We start from the raw sequence: 22586 nt of genomic DNA, 5'->3' as shown, positions 1-22586 counted from the left end.
AACTGCTTCCCTCCCTTTGAGGGAAGGGACAGTATTGGGTGCTGAACGCTCCACCAACGCCCAGGAGGCTCTTATTTCCGCGGATCGAACGCCGCCGGCGTGACTACCAGAGGCGGCGTAAAGCTGTTGGCGATCTCAGCCCAGTCGACGAATTTGAAATTGGTCGAGGCCACTTCGCCATCCAGCCCGTTGAGGTCGCCGGCATAGCCATCCTGGGTGACGAACACCCCATTCTCGAACCCCGGCAGACTCACCGAGGTCACATCGGCGCCGTCGCTTTCCTGGACCGCATCCATTGCACCCGCCGCCGCGACCCGGAACGAGCCGAGCAGTTCGAGTGTGTCGCCGATGGCAAAGGCGGCAAAGCTGTCGTCATAGGGCGCGTCGGCCACCCCGCCTTCGCCATGGGCGCCGCCCTGGCTCGAGGCCAGCAGATATTTGACGGCGTCGGCGCCGTAATAGATCGTCAGCCCTTCGACATCGCGCGAAATGACGCTGTCGGGATTGTTGAACGGGCTCTTGGTTGAGCCGCGCGTCGCATAGACCAGCTTGGGTTCGCCCCCGCTGACCGGCACCTGCCAGATGCCCACATCTTCCTGACCCGCATAGATCACGCCCGTCGTCCGGTCGATCACACTGCCCTCAAATTGAGGGCTGAAATCGAGCAAGGCATCGTCGTCATTCTCGCTGAACAGGTCCTGCCCGTTCTGCGTCGCCGGGGCACGGAAATCATGATCCAGTTCGGCATGAACGCCATCGGCAGTCGCCACCAGCTTGAACACGCCAACCGTGGGCTGATGCCGCTGCGTACCCACGACCCACACTGTGCCGCTCGCCGTGTCATGCCACGCCGCCAGCCCATAGACGGTGTTCTGGTCATCCACTGGATTATCTTCGGTTTCCGGCGCATCCGGCAGATAGCGCGTCGGGAAAGCCCGCGCCGCTGCCGGGTCGGTAATCTCGCTCAGCGGCTCGGCCGCATCCGCGTCGATCCGATAGATGCGGATAATGTCGAGCCCGCGATCGGCCCCCACAATGATATCGGCCTTGCTGCCATCGGCCAGCGCAAAGCCATAGACCACGTCAACATTGTTGATCCGCCCATCCTCGGCCGGCAGCAACGTCTGCTTGAGCGTGCCATCGAGCCCATAAACCCTTATGCCGCCATTCTTGACCGCCGTGACCATCAGGCTGTGCGCCGGATCGGTGGGATGCACATAGATGGCCGGATCATCCGCATCGGCGTCGGCATCCGTCTCGGTCAGCACCGGCGTCTGCAACACCGGGGTCACCTCGGCGACACTCCAGTCGGCCGCCATTGCGGGCATTACGGTCAACAACGAAACGGTACACAGCAATGCGCTCAGCGTCTTCATAGCAATCTCCATGGCGCCACCGCGCCGCTGGGCGGCAGTCATGATCCGGCAATGTTACGGGCCGATGACAAGTCCGTGCGCCGCCAGCTTGCGCTTTACCGCCATGGCCGGGCGAGGTAATCCGGGTCCCATCGAATCGGACTGCACCTGCCGGAGCTCCTATGGCCAAACGCCGCCCCACCCCCTTGCGCACATCCGAGCAGGACGTTGCCGCCTCCAAGCGGGCCCCGCAGACGCCGCAGACCCAGTCCCCGGCCTTCCGCCTCGCCTTTGCCGATGATGATTTCCTCACCTCCGAGGATACCCGCGGCATCCGTTTCCAGCTCGAATATCAAAAGACCGAACACCGGCTGCGCGAACACGGCATCAATTCGACAGTTGTGCTGTTCGGCGGCGCGCGCATTCCCGAGCCTGGCAAGCCCGCCTGGGCCGCCAAGAACGAGACGCAGAAGAAAAATCTCGAACTCGCCTCCCGCTATTATGACGAAGCCCGCCGCTTCGCCCAATTGGCGGCCATGACCTCCAATAGCCTCGATGACAAGGAATTCGTCGTGGTCACCGGCGGCGGTCCCGGCGTCATGGAAGCGGGCAATCGCGGCGCGGCGGACCTGGGTGCGCAATCGATCGGGCTCAATATCGTGCTGCCGCACGAACAGGCCCCCAATCTTTTCGTCACGCCGGAACTCAGCTTCAATTTCCACTATTTCGCCACGCGCAAAATCCACTTCCTGCTGCGCGCCAAGGTGGTCGCCATTTTTCCCGGTGGCTTCGGAACGCTGGACGAGTTTTTTGAAACTCTCACCCTGATCCAGACCGGTCGCATGGAGCGCATTCCCCTGCTGCTGTTCGGGGCAGAATTCTGGGGCAAGGTCATCAATTTCGAGGCCCTCGCCGAAGCCGGCACCATCGCCCCCACCGATCCGGACCTGTTCACTGTGGTTGATACCGCCCAGCAGGGCTGGGACGTGGTGCGCGCCTTCTATGAGTTGCCCGATTTGGGGCCGCCGCCGGGTTGGAAGTAATCCGAGCATCCCTGCTCTACCCACCCCGCCATTGCCACCGTCGCAATCGCAGTGTCACACTCCTCCGCTAGGGCAGACCAACACACCAAATCGGGGCAGGGGCTTGGAGCACTATAATCTCGTCGTCATCGGCAGCGGACCGGCCGGGCGCCGCGCCGCCATTCAGGCGGCCAAGCTGGGCAAATCCGTGCTGGTGGTGGAAAACCGTCTCCGCTTGGGCGGCGTCTCGGTCCATACCGGCACCATCCCCTCCAAGACCCTGCGCGAAACCGTGCTCAATCTCTCCGGTTGGCGCGAGCGCGGCTTTTATGGCCTGGCCTATCGCGTCAAGAAGGATATCGAGGGCAAGGACCTCGGCGCCCGCCTGCGCATGACGCTCGATTACGAAATCGAAGTGCTCGAGCATCAATTCGCCCGCAACGGCGTGCGCACTTTCGGCGGCATGGCCAGGTTCACCGACGCCAACCACATCACGGTTATCGACCATGCCGGGGACGATCACGCCTTCAGCTTCGATTTCGCTGTCATCGCAGTGGGCACAGCGCCCTATCGCCCGGCCAATATCCCCTTCAACGACCATTCGGTGCTCGATAGCGATAGCCTGGTCACCGAGCCGCGCGTGCCGCGCAGCCTCACCGTGGTGGGGGCCGGCGTTATCGGCATGGAATATGCCACCATTTTCTCGGCGCTGGACGTGCCCGTCACCCTGATCGAGCCCAAGGAAAACTATCTCGATTTCATCGACCGCGAGATCATCGAGGAATTCACCCACGACTTGCGCAAGCGCGGCATGACCATTCGCCTGGGGGCCAAGGTCGACCGCGTCGAGCTGGATGAACAGGGTTGGGCCATTGCCATCCTTACCGATGGCCGCCGCGTCCGCTCCGACATGCTGCTCTATGCCGCCGGCCGGGTCGGCGCCACGGCCAATCTGGGGCTGGACGCCTGTGGCGTCGTTCCTGATGATCGCGGCCGCCTCAAGGTCGATCCGGCAACCTTCCAGACGCAGATCCCCAATATCTATGCTGCTGGCGACGTCATCGGCTTTCCCTCGCTGGCCTCCACCTCCATGGAGCAGGGCCGCATTGCGGCGCTGCACGCCTTCGGCGCCGCCATGCCGCCCGCGCCGCAGTTTTTCCCCTATGGCATTTATGCCGTGCCCGAAATCTCCACTATCGGGCTTACCGAGCAGCAGGTCCGCGCCGCCGGCACGCCGTATGAATGCGGCGTCGCGCGCTTCCGTGAAACCTCGCGCGGCCACATTATGGGCCTGCAATCGGGCATGATGAAAATGATCTTCGCGCTCGACACCCGCAAATTGCTCGGTGTCCATATCGTGGGCGAGGGCGCGACCGAATTGATCCATATCGGCCAGGCCGTGCTCAACCTGGGCGGTACGCTCGATTATTTTGTCGAGAATACCTTCAATTATCCCACTCTGGCTGAGGCCTATAAGATTGCCGCGCTCGATGCTTGGAACCGCATGCCGCGGACCACGCCCATCGCGCCACTAGCCGAATAGGTCTCCGCTGGAGGCCTATTCGCCGGCATGCCCGGCATAGCCGTATTTTTCCAGGAACCCGGCAATAGTCCCATCGGCGACCAGCGCATCGATGGCTTGGTCGACCTGGCTGCGCAGGAAGCTGTTGCGGCTCGATACCAGCGCCCCGACACGCACTTCGGCAGCAGGAATGGGATCATTGGCTATCACACGTAGCGCAGTGGCGTCGGGCCGCTGCTGCTGCAGGCGCGCCAAAGCGGGTTGCCACAGCACCATGCCGGCAATGGTGCCGTCGAGCACGCGCGTCGTCATCAGGTCGAAATTAGCGTAGGGATAGCGCACCCAGCGCTCGGCCTCAGGCTGCTGCTGCGCCCAGGTGATGTAGTTCATCTCGCCCAGGCTCGCCATGGCGGTGCCCAGCTTGCGATCCTTGGGAATGTCCCCCAGCTTCTGCCAATCTGGGTCGGCGACGACGAAGACGAAGGGAATGGTGGCATAGGGCCGGGTCAGCGCGAACGCGTCTGACACCGGAGAATTGGTCGAAACCGAAACGCCCATGAACATGTCGCAGGTATTGTTCATGGCCAGCGTCAGTTCATCGAGAAAGCCATCGCCATTGAGCGGGAAGCCGCCAAAACCTTCCACGACATTGACCTCGAGAAACAGCGCATCGCCAATCGCCTTGGCGACGTCTTCGTCAAAGGCGCGGCCCAGGCTCGTGATATCGAAGCACACATTGATGGCGTCGCCGGCCAGCCGCCGCGAATTGTCCATCTCCTCGGGCGGAATGCCGGAAGACTGCGCATAGGCGCTACTGGCCATGAGCAGGGCCAGACCCAGGGTGAGATAACGAAGCATCGAATTCTCCTTGGTCGCCTGGCGGTCCAAGGAAGGCCGGCGTCCCGTCACGAATGGCGCTACAGCGCCCAGAAAGACGAAAGGGGCCGAAGCCCCTTTCTTTGCTTGATTTTTAGCTTGCGGCCTTTGGCAGCTTGAACACGAAGACCGAGTTGCCCGAACCGGTGGGCAGCGGGATTTCCGGGAAGGCCGAGGAAATCGAGCTGGCCGAGTTGGAATAGCCGGTGGGAACCGCCAGATACTGCTCGCCGTCGATTTCGTAGGTCATCGGGTAGCCACCGATCGGCGCGTTGAGGCGCTGCGACCAGACCACATCACCAGTTTCCTGGTCCCATGCCTTGACTTCGCGGGCAGCGTCGCCGCCGAACACCAGGCCGCCAGCAGTGGCCAGAACCGAGCTGGTCATGGACGGACGCTCACGCGCCTGCCACTTGGAATCGCCCTGGGTGGGATTGATGCTGAGAGCCTGCAGCAGGCCGGCATCGGTGATGCCTTCTGGCAGCACGCGCGGACCGAACTTGACGGCGCCCACGGCGTTACCAGCCGTGAATTCAGTCTGGGTCGGAGCAACGGTGTTGCAGGCTTCGGTCAGGGGCACGAAGTAAGCCTGGGTCAGCGGGCTATAGGCGCCGGCCTGCCAGAGCTTGCCACCCGAAACCGAGGCGCAAACCAGGTGTTCTTCACCCACGGCCTTGGAGATCAGGTCTTCGTTGATGTGAACGGTGCCGTCCGGGTCGATACCGGTGACTACGTTCTGGACGACCGTGTCCTTGGACCACAGATACTTGCCGGTGTCGCGATCGAGGCCGAAAGCGATGCCGTTCTTGCCGGCTGCGGTGATCAGCAGCTTGTGCGTCTGGCCGTCGACTTCCTGGTCGACCAGGATACGCTCGAACGGGCTGTCCAGATCCCAGTTATCGCGGGGCAGGTGCTGGTAGTACCACTTCAGCTTACCCGTCTCGACGTCGAGAGCCAGGGTCGAATTGGTGTAGAGCACCGAGCCGTCGCCCGAACCACGGATGAGTTCGGAATAAGGGCCGGGCATGCCGATGCCCCAGAACGTGGTCTTGGTTTCCGGATCATAAGCGCCGGTGGTCCAAGGCGTGCCGCCCCAACGGTTTTCAGCGGGAACGCCGCCCCAGCTGTCCTGCTGGGCCTGGTTGTTGGGATCATCGATCGTGTTGAAACGCCACAGCTCGTCGCCAGTATTCACGTCATGGGCGAAGATGTAGCAGCCGCCAGCGGTGCCGGCGATCGAGCAGCCGGAAATGGCGGTGATGATTTTGCCATCGGCAATCAGCGGGCCAACGGTGTAGCTATAGCCCAGATTGTAGTCGATGACCTGCTTTTCCCAGGCAACCTTGCCGTCGGCGGCATTGAGCACGACGATCTTGGCGTCAGCCGTGGTCAGGATCACCTTGTCCTGGTAGAGCGCGATCGAGTTCTTCTGGCGGCGAGCCTGGTTGATCTGGTAGCTCCACGAGGTGGGGAGCTGGGGCAGAACATGGCGATATTGCCAGATCAGGTCGCCGGTCTTGGCGTCGAGCGCCTCGACGATATTGTTGTTGGTCTGCAGGAACATGACGCCGTCATGCACCAGCGGAGCGGTTTCCTGAATGCCGGCTTCGGCCATCGGCCAGGCCCAGGCGAGCTGCAGCTTGCCGACCGTGTCCTTGTTGATCAGGTCGAGCGGGCTATAGCCCTGGTTGTTATAGGCGCCGCGGAACATCAGCCAGTCTTCGGCCGGCGGATTGGCCAGCATCTCGTCGGTGACTGGAACATAATCCGCCTTGACGCCCTGCGCATGCGCAGGGGCGGACAGCGCGACAAACGCGGTCGTTGCCACCAGCAGAGACTTCATCAGATCGATTTTCATCGATACCTCCATATGTCAGCGCGCTTTACGCACGCCTTAGTTGACTGTTGTTAATTGCCGGCCGTGGGCAGCGTCTTGCCCCAGGTGTAAGCTTGCGGGACAGTCGGCGCAGCGGCGTCGGCCGTGGGAGCCATGTCGGCGGGCGCGAGGCCGCCGGGGAGCTGCTTGCCCCAGGTAAAGGCCTGCGGCACGGCAGGAGCGGCAGCGGCGTCCGCGGGCGCAGCGGCCCCACCGGCGTCGGCTGCGGCAGCGGCCATGCTGGCAGCGCCGGCGGCCGTTTCGGTCGCGAGCGAAACTTCGTACATCGCGTCACCGGTTGCGAGCGGGGTATCACCCGGCGCGGCGCCGTTGAACTGCATGATGTAGGCGACGATGTTGACATAGGTCTCTTCGCCGAGCAGGCCCGGCGCGGATGGGGGCATGGCGACCGAAATGAAGTCGTAAAGCCCGCCGGCAGTGTCCCAATTCTGCATCACGTCACGCCCGGCAAGGCCCGGAGCATCGGGCCCTTCGAGCTGGAAGCCGTGGCATTGGGCGCAGTTGGAGTCGAATGCAGTCTTACCGGCGGTGGCTTGTTCGGCGGTGAAGCCGGCAGCCAGGGCCGAGCCAGCGCTCAACACGCTGGCGGCAAGTGCAAACAAGGCGGCGGGGGCGGTGATCCGCTTGGATCTGAAAGGCACGGTACCCTCCCAATGAGTTGTAAAGCACAATGCGAAAAGGCGTTAGCCTTCAGTCGGTTAACGCTGGGGTTCATTGTGATGCGCCACCGTTACACATGCGGCACGAAAGCACAATGACACTTTGGTCAAATCCGTCCACTGCGGGGCGGTTTCGTGGCCATATTTAGGCGCTTAAAGTGCTGTGCGTGAACATTATTCCGCGGCGGAAGCTATCGTCCCACCCAACCCGTAACGTTCTTCCAGGGAGCTCAAAACACCGGTTTTCGCTAGGTTGTCCAACGCGTTGGCGACCGCCCGCTTAAGGGTCTGATCACCCTTCCACAGGCCAAGCGCCATTCGATAATGTGGAAAGATGCTTTCGGGTAACCAGAACAATCCGAACGTATTTTCTTTCAAATCGATCGTTCCCGCAACGAATCGCTCCGTGATGGCGGCGGCGATGGCGCCGGTTTCGAGCGAGGATTGGAGTTGGGCCGGGCTGCGCAGCAATTGGGCGCGCAGGCCTTGCTGCCGCAGCCACCCCGAAAGCGCCAGCCGGTCGAGGCCGGACGTGCCGGGCAACACGCCGACGACGCTGCCTGAGGGCGGCATGGCGCCATTGGCCGAAATGCCGACCCAGCCGGTTTCAGCCGCGGTGGGAATGGTCTGGAGAAACCCACGTGTCTGCGCTGTATCGGCAACCCCACCCGCGACAAGATCGCATTGCGCCCGGGTGAGGAACCAGTTGCGCGGATTGAAATCCTGCCCGATGGCCGGCAGCGTGTTGAGCGTCAACCTAAGGCCCAACTCCCCAGCAATGGCCGCCACCAGTTCGGCATCATAGCCGGGCGCGGCCGGATTGCCGGTGATCAGCGGGGGATAGCTTGCCGGCACGCAAACCTTGAGCACACCGGCTTTTTGCCTGTCGGCCAGCGAAGTGTCTGGCGGCAGGAAGCTGATGGCAGTGAGCAGGGCCGCGATGAAGGCGATGTTGAGCCCGGCCTGCAGCCAGCGATGCGGGCGCTTGGCGGTCATGAGCGGCCGAAATCGATCAGCGCCATGATGAAGAACACCACGGCCATGGTGCAGATGACGGCGGGGCCATAGATGGCGGGGAACTGGTTGAAGCCGATCACCACCCCGCGCAGGGCGTCCACCGCATAGGTGATCGGATTGATCTGCACCAGGAAGACCAGCCATTCGGGGTAGGCCGTGGCGGTCTGGGTGCGGGTGAGGGCCGGATCGAGTGGGAACACCGAGGACGAGGTGAAATAGAGCGGCAGGATGATGGTGTTGGAAAAAACGCCAAAACCTTCAAAGCTGCGCACCCGGGCGGCGAGCACGACACCAAAACAGGTGAGGCCAAAGGCCAGAACGAACATCAGGCCCAGCGCCATGGCCATTTGTTCGATCGTCAGCGTGACATCGGCAAAGCGGGCGAGGATGAGCACGAGGCCACCATGGATCATGGCGACGGTGCTGCCGCCCAGCACCTTGCCCAGCAGGATCAGCGCGCGGGGCATGGGCGAGACCAGCACTTCGCGCAAGAAGCCGAACTCGCGATCCCAGATCACCGAAACGGCGAACTGGATCGAGGTATACATGATGTTGAGCACGATGACGGCGGGGAACAGGAATTGCAGATAGGTATAGGGGATGACGTAGCGCACCTCCCCATAGACCTCGCCGCGGAAATATGGATTGAGGCCGACGCCCAAAATCAGCAGCCAGATCAATGGCCGGCTGACCCCGCCGATCATCTGGCCGCGGTCGCGGGTGGCGCGCATGATTTCGCGTAGCCACACGCCATAGACGCCGCGCATGAGAATAATGGGACTGTTCATCGGCGGCCCCCGCGCTTGCCGGCGGCCTTTTCGGCATCGCGCTGGCCATCGGCCCGGTCGCGCAATTCGCGGCCGGTGAGGGAGAGGAAAACGCTTTCGAGCGTCGGTTCCTGAAAGCGGACTTCGGAGAGGCTATCGCGGAATTCGGCGAGGAAGGCGTCGGTCACGGCATTCTCGCCGGCAGGGAGGGCCAGGCTATGGCTGCCCAGGGGCTGGGCATTGGGATAGCGGGCGAGGATTGCGGCCGTGGCCGCGGCGTCGCGGGGCAGGATATGCAGCCAGCGCGTGCCATATTGGGCCTTGAGGTCGTCGGGCGGCGCCTGGGCAATGATCTTGCCGTGGTCGATGATGCAGACCATGTCGGCGCTTTCGACTTCTTCGATGTAATGGGTGGTGGTGAGCACGGTCAGCTCGCGCTCGCGGCGAAGCTGGTCCAGATACTGCCAGATGCGCTGGCGGGTCTGGGCATCGAGGCCGACCGTAGGTTCGTCGAGAAAGAGGATTTCGGGCTCGTGCAGCAGGGCGCGGGCGATTTCGAGGCGCCGGCGCATGCCGCCGGAAAAGCTGCGCACGATCTCGTCGCGCCAGTCTTCGAGTTCCACCAAAGCCAGTACGGCGGCGCTGCGCTCGCGGCGGACTTTTGGCGCAAGGCCATAGACCAGGCCATGGAATTCGAGATTTTCCCAGGCGCTGAGACGATCGTCGAGGCTTGAATCCTGGAACACGACGCCGATGGAACGGCGAGCCTTGGTGGGCTGGCGCACGACATCGGCCCCCGCGACAACGGCGCGGCCGCCATCGGGGCGGCGCAGGGTGCACAGGATATTGACCAGCGTGGTTTTGCCCGCGCCGTTGGGGCCGAGCAGGGCGAAGCTGGAGCCGCGCGGAATGGTGAGGCTGACGCCATCAAGCGCGGCTTTGCTGCCATAGGTGGCGCGCACATCTTCAACGGTGACGGCGGCGGAGGTCATGGCAGGCACTTTCGCGTTGGGGTGGTTCGCGGGTGAGTTTTCTTTATCCGAACCACCGCCCGGTGTCATTCTGGGGCAGTCCAATGGGTGACCAGGTTTGCCAGGTCCGGGCGAGGGCGATCACCGGGGATATCGGTGGGCGTGCCGATATGGACGATGCCGGCAATGTGCTCGTGCGGCTTGACGCCATACACCAGCGCCGCGCCACGGCTTTCGGCAGCCCAGCCGGTCAGCAGGATCGCGCCATAGCCGCTGGCGTGACTGGCGTTGAGCAGGTTCATGGCCACGGCCCCGGCCGAGAGTTCCTGTTCGCGCAGGGCAATCTTGGCGTCGGGCGCGGGGCTGGAGACGATGAGGATGACCAGCGGCGCATAGGTGAAAACGCGGGTCATGATGTCAGCGAATTTCTCGAGGCGCTCGGGCGACATGTCTTGTTTTTCAAGGCGATAGACAGCGGAGAGGCGCTGGCCGACCTGGTGGCGGGCGTCGCCGGAAAAGATGATGAAACGCCATGGCGTGAGCGATCCGTGATCGGGGACGCGGGTGGCTATGGTGAGGATGCGGGCCAGTTCCGTCTCGCTCGGCGCGGGTTCGGCCAATTGGCTGGTGGGCACCGAGCGGCGGGTTTCGAGCACGCGGAGGGCCGCTTCGTTGGGGAAAAGGCTCATCGGCTGCGCAGGCGCTTGGTGAGGGAACTGGCGGAGACGGCGAGGATGATGATGCCGCCGACCAGGATTTGCCTGACATAGCTGTCGACGCTCATTTGCGTCAGGCCATTGTCGAGCACGCCCAGGATGAGGACGCCGACAATGGTGTAAAGAATGCGCGGCTCGCCATGTTCGCTGAGGGTCGAGCCGAGGAACACGCCGGCAATGGCGTTGAGCATGAGGCTGGAGCCTTGGGTGGGGTTGGCCGAGGCGACGCGGCTGGCATACATGATGCCGGCGAGGGCCGCCGTGCTGCCGGTGAGAGCAAAGGCGATGAGCTTGAGTTTGCGCACGGCAACGCCGCTCAAATGGGCGGCTTCGCTATTGCCGCCAATGGCATAGAGGCGGCGGCCGAAGGTGGTTTGCTCGAGCAGAACCCAGACCAGGACGACCACGGCGAGGGCCAGGAGGGTGAGGTTTGGGATGCTGACGGCGACGCCGCCCCATTCGCCTAAACCTATGCCCCCACGGGAAAATTGGGAAAAATCCTCGGGGATGGCGCGGCCCGAAATGGTCTTGCCGCCGCTCACGACGAAGGCGGCGCCGGAGAACATGGTGAGGGTGGCAAGGGTGGCGACAAAGGGCAGGATGCCGATGAAACTGATCAGTGCGCCATTGATGGCGCCGCCCACCAGGCCCACCAATAAAGCCAGGGAAACCGCGGCCCAGACCGGAATGTCGAAGGTGAAAAGCACGGCGACGACAATGCCGGCAAGGCTCGCCATCGAGCCGACGCTGAGGTCGAAATCGCCCATGACCATCACGATGGTCATGCCGGCGGCGACCACGATCAGCATAGACAATTGCTGACTGATATTGAGCCAGTTGCGGGCGGTCATGAAGGTATCGGGCAGGCTGACCCAGAAGAAAATCAGGATCGCTGCGCAGCCGATAAGCGTGCCGTAACGGCGAAGTAATGTTAACACACTGTTACCCTTGAGCGCGACCATAGGTGAGGTTGATGAGCATTTCTTCGCTCAGTGCTGATGCCGCGACGATATCGGTAATGGCCCCATCGCGCATCACGGCGATGCGGTCGGCCATGCCGAGCAATTCGGGCAGGTCGGACGAGACCAGGATGACCGCCATGCCGCGGGCGGCCATTTCGCGGATCACTGTGTAGATATCGAATTTGGCGCCGACATCGACGCCGCGGGTGGGCTCGTCGAGCAGCAGCAGACGCGGATTGCCGACCAGGGCCTTGGCGAAGACCACCTTCTGCTGATTGCCGCCGCTCAGTTCGCGGGCGCGCTGATTGGGTCCGGCGGATTTGAGGCGGACAAGCTGGCCGCGCTCGGCCGTGAGGCGGCGTTCGCGGCGGGGCGTGAGGAAGGTGCCCCAGCGGCTTTGCGCCCTGAGGTGGGGCAGGGTGGTGTTCTCGAAAATCGGGCGGGAGAGGATCAGCCCCTCCGAACGCCGCTCGCGCGGAATATAGGCAATGCCGGCGCGCCAGGCATCGGCGGGGCTGTGCGGGTGATAGGCGTGACCCGCCAGGCCCATGGCGCCGCTCGCGGGGGCGAGGTCGCCGAAAAGGGTGCGCAGCAATTCGCGCTGGCCGGCATTGGCGATGCCGGCCAGACCCAGGATTTCCCCGGCATGGACGGCGAGGGAGACGGGCGCGCGGCCGCGAATGGTGAGATTGGTGGCGGTGAAGACGATGTGGTCCTGCGGCGGGGTGAGTTGGCGCGGATAGGCTTCCTCGACGCGGCGGCCGATCATCAGGGCGACCAGGTCGTCATGGGTGATATCAGCGATTTTGCCGGTATCGACGCTGCGGCCGTCGCGGATCACGGTGGCCTTGTCGCAAATGGTCATGATCTCGTCGAGCCGGTGGGAGACGTAGAGCACCGAAGCGCCCTGGAGACGCAATTCGCGGAGCACGGTGAAGAGGCGTTCGGATTCCTCACTGGTGAGCGCGGCGGTGGGCTCGTCCAGCACATAGAGGCGGGCGCGAGCGCCGGCTTCGCCGACAAAGGCGCTGGAAATGCGGACCAGCATCTGATCGCCCAAGGTCAGCGAGCCCAGCTTCTGGCGGGGATCGATATGGGTGATACCCAGCTTGAGCAGGGTTTCTCGCGCGGCGGTGTTGAGCTTTTTCCAATCGACGAAGAGGCCGGCGCGGCGCGGATAGGCGCGGCCCATGAAGATGTTTTCGGCCACGGACAGGGCCGGAACGACATTAAATTCCTGGTGGATGAAGCGCAGGCCCAGGCGATAGGCCTGCTGGGCGCTGTCGATATGAACTGGCTTGCCGTCGAGACTTATGGCGGCGCGGTCGGGGGCGGTGACACCGGCCAGGATTTTGATCAGCGTGGACTTGCCGGCGCCGTTTTCGCCCATCAAAGCGTGAATTTCGCCCGGCGCAATGTCGAGGTCCACACCCCTAAGGGCCGGAACGCCGCCATAGGCCTTGGTCACGTCTTTGAGGGAAAGCAAGCTCATGTGGCGGTGTTCGCCGGTTTGGGGGCGGTTCGTCAAGCGTTGAGCGCACACCAGCGACGATTGTCCGCCCGTTCACCCACTGGCGTCTTTGCCAACTCCGCCATAAGCTTGGCTCGACTGTGGGGGTGCGGCCATGTCCGAACAATTCGATGCCATCATTATCGGCGCCGGTCAGTCCGGTCCCTTCCTTGCCGCAAGGCTTGCCGGCACGGGGCTCAAGACCGCGCTGATCGAGCGCGAGCATCTGGGCGGCACCTGCGTCAACGATGGCTGCACGCCGACCAAGACCCTGGTCGCCAGCGCCCGCGCCGCCTGGAGCGCGCGTCATGCCAAGGATTTCGGTGTGGTCGTCAAAGGCCCGGTTACCGTGGACATGAAAGCGGTCAAGGCGCGCAAGGACAAGGTGGTGGGGGCCTCGGTCAAAAGCCTGACCGATTGGCTGGGGAGCCTTGCAACGCTCGACTATATCAAGGGTTCGGGCAGTTTCGTTTCGCCCACCGAAGTATCGGTCAATGGCCGCACGCTGACCGCGCCGCAGATTTTCATCAATACCGGCGCCAAGGCGAGCATTCCCGATTGGCCGGGCCTCGATAAAGTCCCCTATCTCACCAACACGACCATGATGGATCTCGACACCCTGCCGAGCCATCTGTTCATTGCCGGGGCTAGCTATATCGGGCTCGAATTCGCCCAGATGTATGCCCGCTTCGGCGCCAAGGTCACGGTGATCGAACGTGGTCCGCGCCCCGCCGCGCGCGAAGACGAGGATATCTCGGCTTCGATCCGGGAAATCGTCGAGGCCGATGGCGTCACCTTCCTGTTCAACACCAATGTGCAGGCGGTGGCCCGGGCCGGCAATGGCGTGTTGCTTTCGCTCGATACCGGGGGGCGGCTCTCCTCGGTCGAAGCCAGCCATTTGCTGATCGCGCTGGGTCGCACTCCCAATTCGGCCGATCTCAACCTTGCCGCTGCCGGCATCGAGACTGACAAGCGGGGCTATATCCCGGTCGACGATCACCTGCGCACCAAGGTCAAGGGTATCTGGGCCATGGGCGACATCAATGGGCGCGGCGCCTTTACCCATACGTCCTATAATGATTTCGAGATTGTCGCCGACAATGTGATCGATGGCGGCACCCGCTCCATCGCCAATCGCATTCCGGTCTATGGCCTGTTCATCGACCCGCCGCTGGGTCGGATCGGCATCACCGAGGCCGAGGCCCGCAAGCTGGGCCGCAAGGTGCTGATGGGCACCATGCCCATGTCACGCGTCAGCCGTGCCAAGGAGCGTGGGGAAACCCAGGGCCTGATGAAAGTGCTGGTCGATGCGGAGAGCGAACAGGTGCTTGGGGCCTCGATCCTGGGGATTGGCGGGGATGAGATCGTGCACTCGCTGCTGCAATTGATGGCGGGGGGGCTCAGTTACAAGACGATGATGCACGCGGTGCATATTCATCCCACGGTGACGGAGTTGATCCCCACGCTCTTGGCGGATTTGAAGCCGTTGGAATAGGCAGGGATACCCCCACCTAGCCTCCCCCTGACAGGGGGAGTGTTTACTTTGGACGCCTTCAAGAACGCGGTGTCATCCCGGCGCAGGCCGGGACCCATCCTGAGCTGTCCAAACTCGCCGCCAGATCGCCTGACAAGCACCATCCCGGCGCCCCGCTCACACACCTTGCCGCCGCAGCATCTCAGGATGGGCCCCGGCCTGCGCCGGGGTGACACCGTGGGTGGGGCGAGTCCCGAGTAAACACCCCCTATCAGGGGGAGGCTAGGAGGGGGTACTCCGATCCCAGTGTGGGGCTATGCCTCCAGCCGCGTCGTCACAAAATCCCGTTCTGCCGCCAACCCGTGCCATTCCCCCGGCACCTCGCTGTCGAAAATCAGCGTGTAGGGTCCCTTGTATCCGGCTTCCTCCGCAGCAGCGATGCATAGGCCATAGTCCGCCTCATCCAGGTCGCCGTCGATGAAGCTGGCCTTGGCGTGACACAATTCGGCGCGGCCGAAAATCGATTGTAGATCGGCGTATTTCTCCGGGCCGGTCCAATTGCCCATATCGGCCAGGAGACCGACCCGCCCGTCGAGCTTGTCGAGCAGGTAATGCACATGGGCCGGCTCGGCCAGCAGGTCGAACCAGTTCTCGGTCACCAGCCGCACCTTGGAGCCGACATTGCCATCGGCCAAAGTGGTCAGCGCCTTGACCGAGCGGTCCAGCGCATCGCGCGTCGGCTTCTGCTTGCCGGCGATTACCCGCGCATTCTCGGCGCCCAGTTCGTTGGCGACTTCGAGCCAGCCGGCAATCCACTTGGTGTCGCGCGCGCCATGTTCGGGATGGCTGATATCGCCGGCATCGATCAGCAGCGTCTGCAGCGTCACGCCGGAGACTTTGAGCTGGTCGCGCAGCTCTCCCAGATAGACCGAATCGCGGCTGCGCAGGTGGAACGACACCAGCTCCAGCCGGTGATAACCATGGTTGGCCAGCACCGATGGGAGGCCCAGGAGCGATTCTTCGCCGTCGCCATAGCGCTGGTCTTCGGGGCCGATGGCGTTCGTGGTCAGATCGTGGGGATAAATGCTGCCCAGAATGCGATGCAGGGACCAGGTGGAAACGGCGATGCGGTCGGCGATGGTGGTCATGGGTGTGATCCCTGTTCTTGTTACCAACCAGACTGCAACGGTCCGGTGACGTCATCAAGGCGGCACAGCAAAATTCAGGCTTTGTAGATGCGTTCGGCATTGCGATGGAACAGGCGCGCCTGCTCGTCCGGGCTGGCGCCCTTGACGATCTCGCGACTGGCTTCGACCCAGCGGGTGAGCGAGCCGGTCTTGGTGACCACGGGATGGTCGGAACCCCACACCACCCGGTCCCAGCCGAAGCATTCGATGATGTGTTCGACATAGGGACGTAGCGTATCGACAGTCCAGTCGGGGCCGGAATAGGCAATGATTCCAGACACTTTGGCATTGAGGTTGGGCAGCTTGGCAATCGCCTTGATGTCGGCGCGCCAGGGGTCGAGCCCGGCGCCGGTCACGTCGGGCACGCCGCAATGATCGAGGATGAACGAGACATCGGGCGCCCGCTCCACCAGCATTTTGCCGATGCCCAATTGGTCGGCCCGCACGCAGAGATCAAAGCTCAGGTCATAATCGGGCAGGTGGCGGATGTTTTCGACGAACAGATCGGATTGGCTGAGATCATCGGGCGCCTCGTGCAGGATCCGGCGCACGCCCTTGACATGGGGATGCTCGGACAGCCGCTCGATCTGGTCGACAAAAGCCGGGTTTTCCGGGCGGCAGGCGGCGATGGCGCCGACGATGCGGGGCAAAGCGAGCACGAATTCGGTCTCGGCCAGCATGTCCTGTTCGGCGACATCGACCTCCATATGCAGTGCCGATTCGATGCCCAGCGGCAAGGCCTCGGCGAAGTAATCCTCGAGGGTCCACTCCCGGTTGAGCACCGGCTGGCCAGCCAGCCAGGGATAGGAAAACTGGCGGGGATAAACCAGGTGCAGATGGGTATCGAGAATGCGCATTGGGGTCTCCTCACCGCCGTTTTGCCATCACATCGGGCCCGTTTGGGTTAACGGACTGTTAGCATTGAGAGCCACTCACAGCCCCGCCACCAGATATTGCCCCATGAACCACACTTCGCGGGCAAGAAACGGCATTGTCGTCTCCCAACTGAGGTAGCGGCTAGTGGGGGTGGGGGAGGGCTGGGCGTTGAGACCCGCCCGACCGGCAATCAGCATGGCGCGGCGCATATGCAGCGGATCGGACACGATCAAGACGCTGGCAAGCCCCGCTTCGGTCAGCACCGGAGCGGCAAGGGCGAGATTTTCGATCGTGGTGCGCGACTGGTTTTCCTCGATGATCGCGGCGGCCGGCACGTCGTTGGCGACGAGCCAATTGCGGCTGGCTTCGGCTTCGCTCAGCTTATCTTCGGGACTGCGCCCGCCGGTCACCACGATATGGCTGACCTGGCCGGTGTCGTAGAGCGATTTGGCATGGCGCAACCGCTCGGCCAGCACGGGGCTGGGGCGGTCCCACAATACCGCAGCGCCCAGCACGAGCGCGGCATCGGCCTTCTGGGTTGAGGATTGCCCGGCATAGCGCCAGATATCGAGCGCCAACCCCCCGGCCACCACGACGATGAGCAGGGACAGGGCAAAGATCGCACGATAGATGCGGTGGACTAGGCGCATGGTCGATGTTCCGGGCCTTTCTGTGGTCCGTGTGGCACATTATCGTGTGATCGGCCAAACAATAGGGCAGGAGGTTTTCTCGCCCTCGGGCGTGGGGACGAGCTTTTCGCCAACCACGGTGTCATTCCGGCGTAGGCCGGAATCCATGCTGAAGATCATCCCCAAGCTGGATGTCTGCGGGGCGCCACGGACCTGGATTCCGGCCTGCGCCGGAATGACGCCGTGGTTGGGATGGATGGTGCCAGTGTCCCAACCCCAGCCTTGATCCCTCCCCACAAGGGGGAGGGAGACGATGGGGCTGAGGGATTGGAATGCTTAAGCCCACTCGCCCTTGCGCATGACGGGTTCGCTGCTGCCGTCGGCGTGGACGCCGTCGATGTCGATTTTGTCCGAGCCGATCATCCAGTCGATGTGGATGTTGGAGGTGTTGCCGCCCTTGGCAAAAATCTGCTCCTGGGTGAGGTCCTTCCCGCCAACGAAGCAATCGGCGTAGCACTGGCCCATGGCGATATGGCTGGAGGCATTTTCGTCGTAGAGCGTGTTGTAGAACAACAGGCCCGAGGCCGAGATCGGGGAAGAATGGGGCACGAGGGCCACTTCGCCCAGGCGCCGCGCGCCTTCATCGGTATCCAGCACGCGGTTGAAAATATCCTGGCCCTTGCTGGCCTTGAGCTCGACCAGGCGGCCGCCCTCGAAGCGCGCCTGCATATCCTCGATCAGCGTGCCGTTGTGGCTCAGCGGCTTGGTGGAACTGACAGTGCCTTCGACGCGCAGCCGATGGGGCGTGGTGAACACTTCCTCGGTGGGGATATTGGGATTGCAGGTAATGCCGTTCTTGGCTTCCGAGGCGCCGCCCTTCCAGCGGTGGCCATCGGCGAGGCCTATGGTCAGGTCGGTGCCGGGGCCGGTATATTTGAGCGAGGCGAAATTCTTGCCGTTGAGCCAGCTCCAGCGCTTCTTGAGGTTGGCATTGTGCTCCTTCCAGGCGGCAATCGGATCGTCCACATCGACGCGCGAGGCTTTGAAGATAGCATCGGCCAGCTTGCCCACCGCGATCTCTTCGCTGTCATTGGGGAACATCAGCTTGGCCCAGGCGGCGTTGGGGTAGGAGACGATGTTCCAGTTGATGTCAAAGCCGGTGATCAACTGCAGCGCCGGCTTATAGGCGGCCGAATTGGCGCGGTTGGCGCGGCTCACCTTGTCGGGGTCCTGGCCGGCCAGCATCATCGGATTGTCGCCCGAAATAGCGAGGCGCGCGGTATTGGCCTTGAAGGCCTCGGCCATGCCGGCATAGAGCCAGGCGGCGCCTTTGTCGAAGCTCTTGTCATTGGCATATTTGTAGCGCGCGAGCGTGGCTTCCTCATCGGAATAGATGGTGGTGACCAGACCCGCCCCGGCCTTATAGGCATGCTCGGTGATGCGGCGCACCAGCGGCGCAGCGCTCATCGGCGCGGTCATCAACAGGTCCTGGCCCTCGGCCAATTGCAGCCCGACCTTGATGGCCACCTGGGCCAGCTTGTCCAGTTTGACGGGATCGATGGGATTGGAGCTCATTGGGCGTCAGCCTCTTGGTTTTTGAATCGCTGAAGGCTGAGCCTAGCGCTGCTTTGTGGGCAATGTCAGCCATATAGGAAAAAATGTTGCGTGAGGGTGGTGCCCACATGCCGGTTCGGATGACCAAATGGTAATGTGCCGGCTCTTGTGACATTTCGCCGGGCCAACCATTTAGAGCACCTGCCCACAAGCCACCGGATCTTTGCCTGATGACAGCTGCCATGCCTTCCCGCCGTCGCGGCCTGATGCTGGTCAATCCCAAATCCCGCCGTGGCGGCGCGGCGCTGGAGCCGGTGATTGCCCGGCTCGAAGCGGGTGGCATCGACGTGGTGGTCGAGCGCTTCGAGACGCCCGAGGAAGTGTCAGCCGATATCGCCCGGCGCCGGCACGAGGCGGATCTGGTCATTGTCTGCGGTGGTGACGGCACCATCAATTCAGCGGCCAGGGGCGTGCTCGCCACGGGGCTACCCATGGGCATCCTGCCCATGGGCACGGCCAACGATCTGGCGCGGACGCTGGCCATTCCCGATGATCTGCTCAAGGCGGCCGATATTATCGTGGCGGGCCATCAGCGCCGCATCGACCTGGGTGAGGTCAATGGCCATCCGTTTTTCAATGTCGCCAGCCTTGGCCTCAGCGCCGATCTGGCGCGGGGGCTGACGCCCGAGGCCAAGAAACGCTGGGGGAAGCTCGGCTATGGGCTGGCGGCCATTCGCGTGCTGGCGTCGGCGCGGCCGTTCCGGGCGCAGATCATCGGTGACGACGGTGCGGCGGTGACGGTCAAGACGTTGCAGATCGCGGTGGGCAATGGCGTGCATTATGGCGGCGGCACGGTGATCCACGAAGACGCCACGATCGAGGATGGGCATCTCGATCTCTATAGTCTCGAGCTCAAGAATGTCTGGAAATTCGGGCTGATGCTGGGCGCCTTCCGGCGTGGCCAACACGGTGCCTGGGACGAGGTGCGGACCTCCAAGAGCACCGAATTCGATATTCGGACGCGCGAGCCGCGCGAGATCAATACCGATGGCGATATCGTCACCCGGACGCCGGCGCATTTTATCATCCGGCCCGGTGCGATTACGGTTTTTGCGGCTTAGGGAGACGTTTTGGGAGAGCCTCGATCCAGTCCCCTCCCCCTTGAGGGGAGGGCTAGGGTGGGGGTGCTGTGCCCTCCAAATGTTCGATAGCCTTGGATAGCTCGGCACCCCCACCCTCAATCCCTCCCCTCAAGGGGGAGGGAGGCGGATCGCGGCTCGCTTAACTCCACCCCTGGAACTTTGTTGATTCAGCCTTTGGGAGCTCCCGAAACCCCATCCCTTCGCTTCCCTCGGGTCGGGTCCGAGGACGCATCGGGGTGGGGGCGAGTGCGGTGATCGCTCGCTCACCTGAACGGCCCATTGCCCCATCTCCGACTGCGCATCTTTGCAACGGCTTTTGGTGGGCCGTCACAATGGGGTGAAAAACCGGGTTGGCAAAGCCGAACGGTTTGGCTAGTAATCGTCTACCGCTTCAGATCACAAACAAGGGAGGCGTCGTATGACAGTACCGTTTACCGCTTCCCCTCTTGGCATGGCACACCGTTAGGTCCCTGCCATCCGCGGCCCGCCGACAAGGCCAGCCGCCCGCGGTTTTTCCATCGCAGCCATTTCTGATCTGACGGGAATATTTGTCCCGTTCCCGGCTGTGCCTTTCATGACTTTCACATAAGGGCCGGCGCGATTGGCGTCCGGGTCACCACCATGAGTCGCAAGAAACTCGATTTCCGCGCCGACGCATTCGCCAATGTGCTCGGCTTCACGTTCCATCATTGGGCCAAACAGCCCTGGCGGGCCACCGGCATTGCCCTGCTGGTGCTGGCGGCGACGCTGGCGGAAGCCTTCAGCCCGGTTTTTGCCGGGCGGCTGGTCGACGCCGTCGCGTCCGGCAGCGGGCAGAACGAAGCCTTCTGGGCCCAGGCGCTGAGCGCGTTCTGGATCATGGCTTCGCTGTACCTGGCTTCGGTGATCCTGCGCCAATTCGTGTTCTTCAGCCTGATCGCCTTCACGCTGCGGATGATGAATGACGTCATCACCAATGCTTTCCACCGGGTGCAGCGCTTCTCCTCCGATTGGCACGCCAATAGCTTTGCCGGCTCGACGGTGCGCAAGATCACGCGTGGCTCGGGCGCGCTCGACCTGCTCAACGACGTGCTGCTGGTGGCGCTGTGGCCCTCGCTGGTCATGCTGATCGGTGCCACGGTCATCCTGGGTGCGGTCTGGCCGGTCATGGGGCTGGTCGTGGGCTTGGGCTCGCTAGTCTATGTGACTGTCACGGTGTGGCTGTCCATGAGCTTCGTCGCGCCTGCCGGCGCCCTCGCCAATGCCTGGGACACCAAAATGGGCGGTGCCCTGGCCGACGCGGTGAGCTGCAATTCCGTGGTCAAGGCCTTTGGCGCCGAACAGCGCGAAGAGGGCATTCTGGGCCGCGTTGTGGGCAAGTGGCGCAAGCGCACGCGTCGCGTCTGGCAGCGCGGCACGCTCAATGGTGGCGCGCAGGGCCTGATGATGGCTGTGATGCAGACCGCCATTCTGGGCACCGCGCTCTGGCTGTGGCAGCAGGGCGTGGCGACGCCGGGCGACATCACGTTTGTGCTCACCATGTTCTTCGTGTTGCAGGGGCATCTGCGCGATGTAGGTCAGCACATCCGCAATCTACAGCGCTCGGTCAACGACATGGAAGAGCTGGTCGCGCTCGACAAGCAGCCCTATGGCATTGCCGACAAGCCGGGCTCGGGCAAGATCAAGATCGGGGAAGGCGCCATCGCCTTCGACAATGTGACATTCCAGTATGGTTCGCACGCCACCCCGCTCTATCGCGATTTCTCGGTGAAGATCGCGCCGGGCGAACGCGTTGGGCTGGTGGGTCATTCGGGCTCGGGCAAGACGACGTTCGTCAAGCTCATCCAGCGCCTTTATGACGTCAATGGCGGCGCCATCACCATCGATGGGGTCAATATTGCCGACGTGCAGCAATCGAGCCTGCGCAGCCAGCTCGCCATCGTGCAGCAGGAACCCATCCTGTTCCACCGCACGCTGGCCGAGAACATTGCCTATGCCCGCCCCGGCGCCTCGCGCGCCGAGATCGAGGAAGCGGCGTTGCAGGCCAATGCGCATGACTTCATCCTCAGCCTGCCCAAGGGCTATGAGACCATGGTGGGCGAGCGTGGCGTCAAGCTCTCGGGCGGCGAGCGGCAGCGTGTCGCCATCGCCCGGGCGTTCCTGGCCGATGCACCGGTGCTGATCCTGGACGAGGCGACATCGAGTCTGGACAGCGAGAGCGAGGTGCAGATCCAGGAGGCCATGGAACGGCTGATGGTCGGTCGCACCACTTTGGTGATTGCGCACCGGCTGTCGACGGTGCGGGCGCTGGATCGCCTGCTGGTGTTCGACAAGGGCCGCATCGTCGAGGAAGGCGATCATGCCAAGCTGATCACGCTCAAGGGCGGCATCTATCGCCGGCTGTTCGAGCGGCAGGCGCTGGAACTGACCAAGGGGCTCAATGTAGCCTGATAAGGAAGCGCCGGAGTGAG

The 22586-nt window shown here is 63.0% G+C and carries 19 protein-coding genes; 5 read left to right on the top strand and 14 right to left on the bottom strand.

The genetic code is table 11. The annotated features are described in order from the left end of the window. Positions 1 to 71: 71 nt before the first annotated feature. Positions 72 to 1376 carry a phytase gene (locus ACI3KW_RS11060; RefSeq protein ID WP_404848116.1) on the bottom strand — a complete coding sequence of 435 codons (1305 nt, stop codon included), beginning with the start codon at positions 1374 to 1376 and terminating at the stop codon, positions 72 to 74. A gap of 161 nt (positions 1377 to 1537) precedes the next feature. On the opposite strand from ACI3KW_RS11060, the gene ACI3KW_RS11055 reads away from it, so the two are divergent. Together ACI3KW_RS11055 and sthA are read left to right on the top strand one after the other, a co-directional pair. Next, positions 1538 to 2398 (top strand): LOG family protein, encoded by an 861-nt coding sequence (locus ACI3KW_RS11055; protein ID WP_262169934.1) that lies wholly within the window; start codon positions 1538 to 1540, stop codon positions 2396 to 2398. 103 nt (positions 2399 to 2501) lie between these two features. After that, the gene (gene sthA, locus ACI3KW_RS11050) at positions 2502 to 3920 is read left to right on the top strand and encodes a Si-specific NAD(P)(+) transhydrogenase (protein ID WP_404848115.1); all 1419 of its coding nucleotides are present in this window, start codon (positions 2502 to 2504) and stop codon (positions 3918 to 3920) included. A gap of 15 nt (positions 3921 to 3935) precedes the next feature. Here sthA and ACI3KW_RS11045 read toward each other — a convergent pair whose 3' ends face one another. The 9 genes from ACI3KW_RS11045 to ACI3KW_RS11005 form a co-directional block, all read right to left on the bottom strand. Further along, the gene (locus tag ACI3KW_RS11045; protein WP_404848114.1) at positions 3936 to 4757 is read right to left on the bottom strand and encodes a substrate-binding periplasmic protein; all 822 of its coding nucleotides are present in this window, start codon (positions 4755 to 4757) and stop codon (positions 3936 to 3938) included. 112 nt (positions 4758 to 4869) lie between these two features. Further along, positions 4870 to 6633 carry a pyrroloquinoline quinone-dependent dehydrogenase gene (locus ACI3KW_RS11040; RefSeq protein ID WP_404848113.1) on the bottom strand — a complete coding sequence of 588 codons (1764 nt, stop codon included), beginning with the start codon at positions 6631 to 6633 and terminating at the stop codon, positions 4870 to 4872. Between the two features lie 50 nt (positions 6634 to 6683). Further along, positions 6684 to 7313: a c-type cytochrome gene (locus tag ACI3KW_RS11035; RefSeq protein ID WP_404848112.1), complete on the bottom strand. Its 630-nt coding sequence runs from the start codon at positions 7311 to 7313 to the stop codon at positions 6684 to 6686. A gap of 192 nt (positions 7314 to 7505) precedes the next feature. After that, positions 7506 to 8327 (bottom strand): substrate-binding periplasmic protein, encoded by an 822-nt coding sequence (locus ACI3KW_RS11030; RefSeq protein WP_404848111.1) that lies wholly within the window; start codon positions 8325 to 8327, stop codon positions 7506 to 7508. Beyond that, positions 8324 to 9136 carry an ABC transporter permease gene (locus tag ACI3KW_RS11025; RefSeq protein WP_404848110.1) on the bottom strand — a complete coding sequence of 271 codons (813 nt, stop codon included), beginning with the start codon at positions 9134 to 9136 and terminating at the stop codon, positions 8324 to 8326. Before ACI3KW_RS11025 ends, ACI3KW_RS11030 begins: the two co-directional genes overlap by 4 nt. Further along, positions 9133 to 10107, bottom strand: a complete 975-nt coding sequence (locus ACI3KW_RS11020) for an ABC transporter ATP-binding protein (RefSeq protein ID WP_404848109.1) — start codon at positions 10105 to 10107, stop codon at positions 9133 to 9135. Before ACI3KW_RS11020 ends, ACI3KW_RS11025 begins: the two co-directional genes overlap by 4 nt. 65 nt (positions 10108 to 10172) lie before the next feature. Then, positions 10173 to 10775, bottom strand: a complete 603-nt coding sequence (locus ACI3KW_RS11015; RefSeq protein ID WP_404848108.1) for a nitroreductase — start codon at positions 10773 to 10775, stop codon at positions 10173 to 10175. Then, positions 10772 to 11740 (bottom strand): ABC transporter permease, encoded by a 969-nt coding sequence (locus ACI3KW_RS11010; protein WP_404848107.1) that lies wholly within the window; start codon positions 11738 to 11740, stop codon positions 10772 to 10774. Before ACI3KW_RS11010 ends, ACI3KW_RS11015 begins: the two co-directional genes overlap by 4 nt. Before the next feature lie 4 nt (positions 11741 to 11744). Further along, the gene (locus tag ACI3KW_RS11005) at positions 11745 to 13256 is read right to left on the bottom strand and encodes a sugar ABC transporter ATP-binding protein (RefSeq protein WP_404848106.1); all 1512 of its coding nucleotides are present in this window, start codon (positions 13254 to 13256) and stop codon (positions 11745 to 11747) included. A 133-nt stretch (positions 13257 to 13389) separates the two neighbouring features. Between ACI3KW_RS11005 and ACI3KW_RS11000 the strand changes: the two genes are divergently transcribed. Beyond that, complete coding sequence (locus ACI3KW_RS11000) at positions 13390 to 14769, top strand: FAD-containing oxidoreductase (RefSeq protein ID WP_404848105.1); 1380 nt, start codon at positions 13390 to 13392, stop codon at positions 14767 to 14769. A 293-nt stretch (positions 14770 to 15062) separates the two neighbouring features. Here the strand turns inward: ACI3KW_RS11000 and ACI3KW_RS10995 are convergent, their stop codons facing one another. The 4 genes from ACI3KW_RS10995 to ACI3KW_RS10980 form a co-directional block, all read right to left on the bottom strand. Further along, positions 15063 to 15896 (bottom strand): sugar phosphate isomerase/epimerase family protein, encoded by an 834-nt coding sequence (locus ACI3KW_RS10995; RefSeq protein WP_404848104.1) that lies wholly within the window; start codon positions 15894 to 15896, stop codon positions 15063 to 15065. A gap of 74 nt (positions 15897 to 15970) precedes the next feature. Further along, the gene (locus tag ACI3KW_RS10990; RefSeq protein WP_404848103.1) at positions 15971 to 16792 is read right to left on the bottom strand and encodes an amidohydrolase family protein; all 822 of its coding nucleotides are present in this window, start codon (positions 16790 to 16792) and stop codon (positions 15971 to 15973) included. 75 nt (positions 16793 to 16867) lie between these two features. After that, complete coding sequence (locus ACI3KW_RS10985) at positions 16868 to 17461, bottom strand: YdcF family protein (protein ID WP_404848102.1); 594 nt, start codon at positions 17459 to 17461, stop codon at positions 16868 to 16870. 315 nt (positions 17462 to 17776) lie between these two features. Further along, positions 17777 to 19015 carry an aminopeptidase gene (locus ACI3KW_RS10980; RefSeq protein ID WP_404848101.1) on the bottom strand — a complete coding sequence of 413 codons (1239 nt, stop codon included), beginning with the start codon at positions 19013 to 19015 and terminating at the stop codon, positions 17777 to 17779. Positions 19016 to 19224: 209 nt separating this feature from the next. On the opposite strand from ACI3KW_RS10980, the gene ACI3KW_RS10975 reads away from it, so the two are divergent. Together ACI3KW_RS10975 and ACI3KW_RS10970 are read left to right on the top strand one after the other, a co-directional pair. After that, positions 19225 to 20115 carry a lipid kinase gene (locus ACI3KW_RS10975; RefSeq protein WP_404848100.1) on the top strand — a complete coding sequence of 297 codons (891 nt, stop codon included), beginning with the start codon at positions 19225 to 19227 and terminating at the stop codon, positions 20113 to 20115. Positions 20116 to 20757: 642 nt separating this feature from the next. Next, positions 20758 to 22566: an ABC transporter ATP-binding protein gene (locus ACI3KW_RS10970; protein ID WP_404848099.1), complete on the top strand. Its 1809-nt coding sequence runs from the start codon at positions 20758 to 20760 to the stop codon at positions 22564 to 22566. The last annotated feature ends 20 nt before the right edge of the window (positions 22567 to 22586 follow it).

Source organism: Devosia sp. ZW T5_3 (assembly GCF_044987315.1).
Classification (GTDB): domain Bacteria; phylum Pseudomonadota; class Alphaproteobacteria; order Rhizobiales; family Devosiaceae; genus Devosia.
The sequence above is the reverse complement of the archived record's forward strand: the minus strand, read 5'-3'. Positions and strand labels throughout refer to the sequence as shown.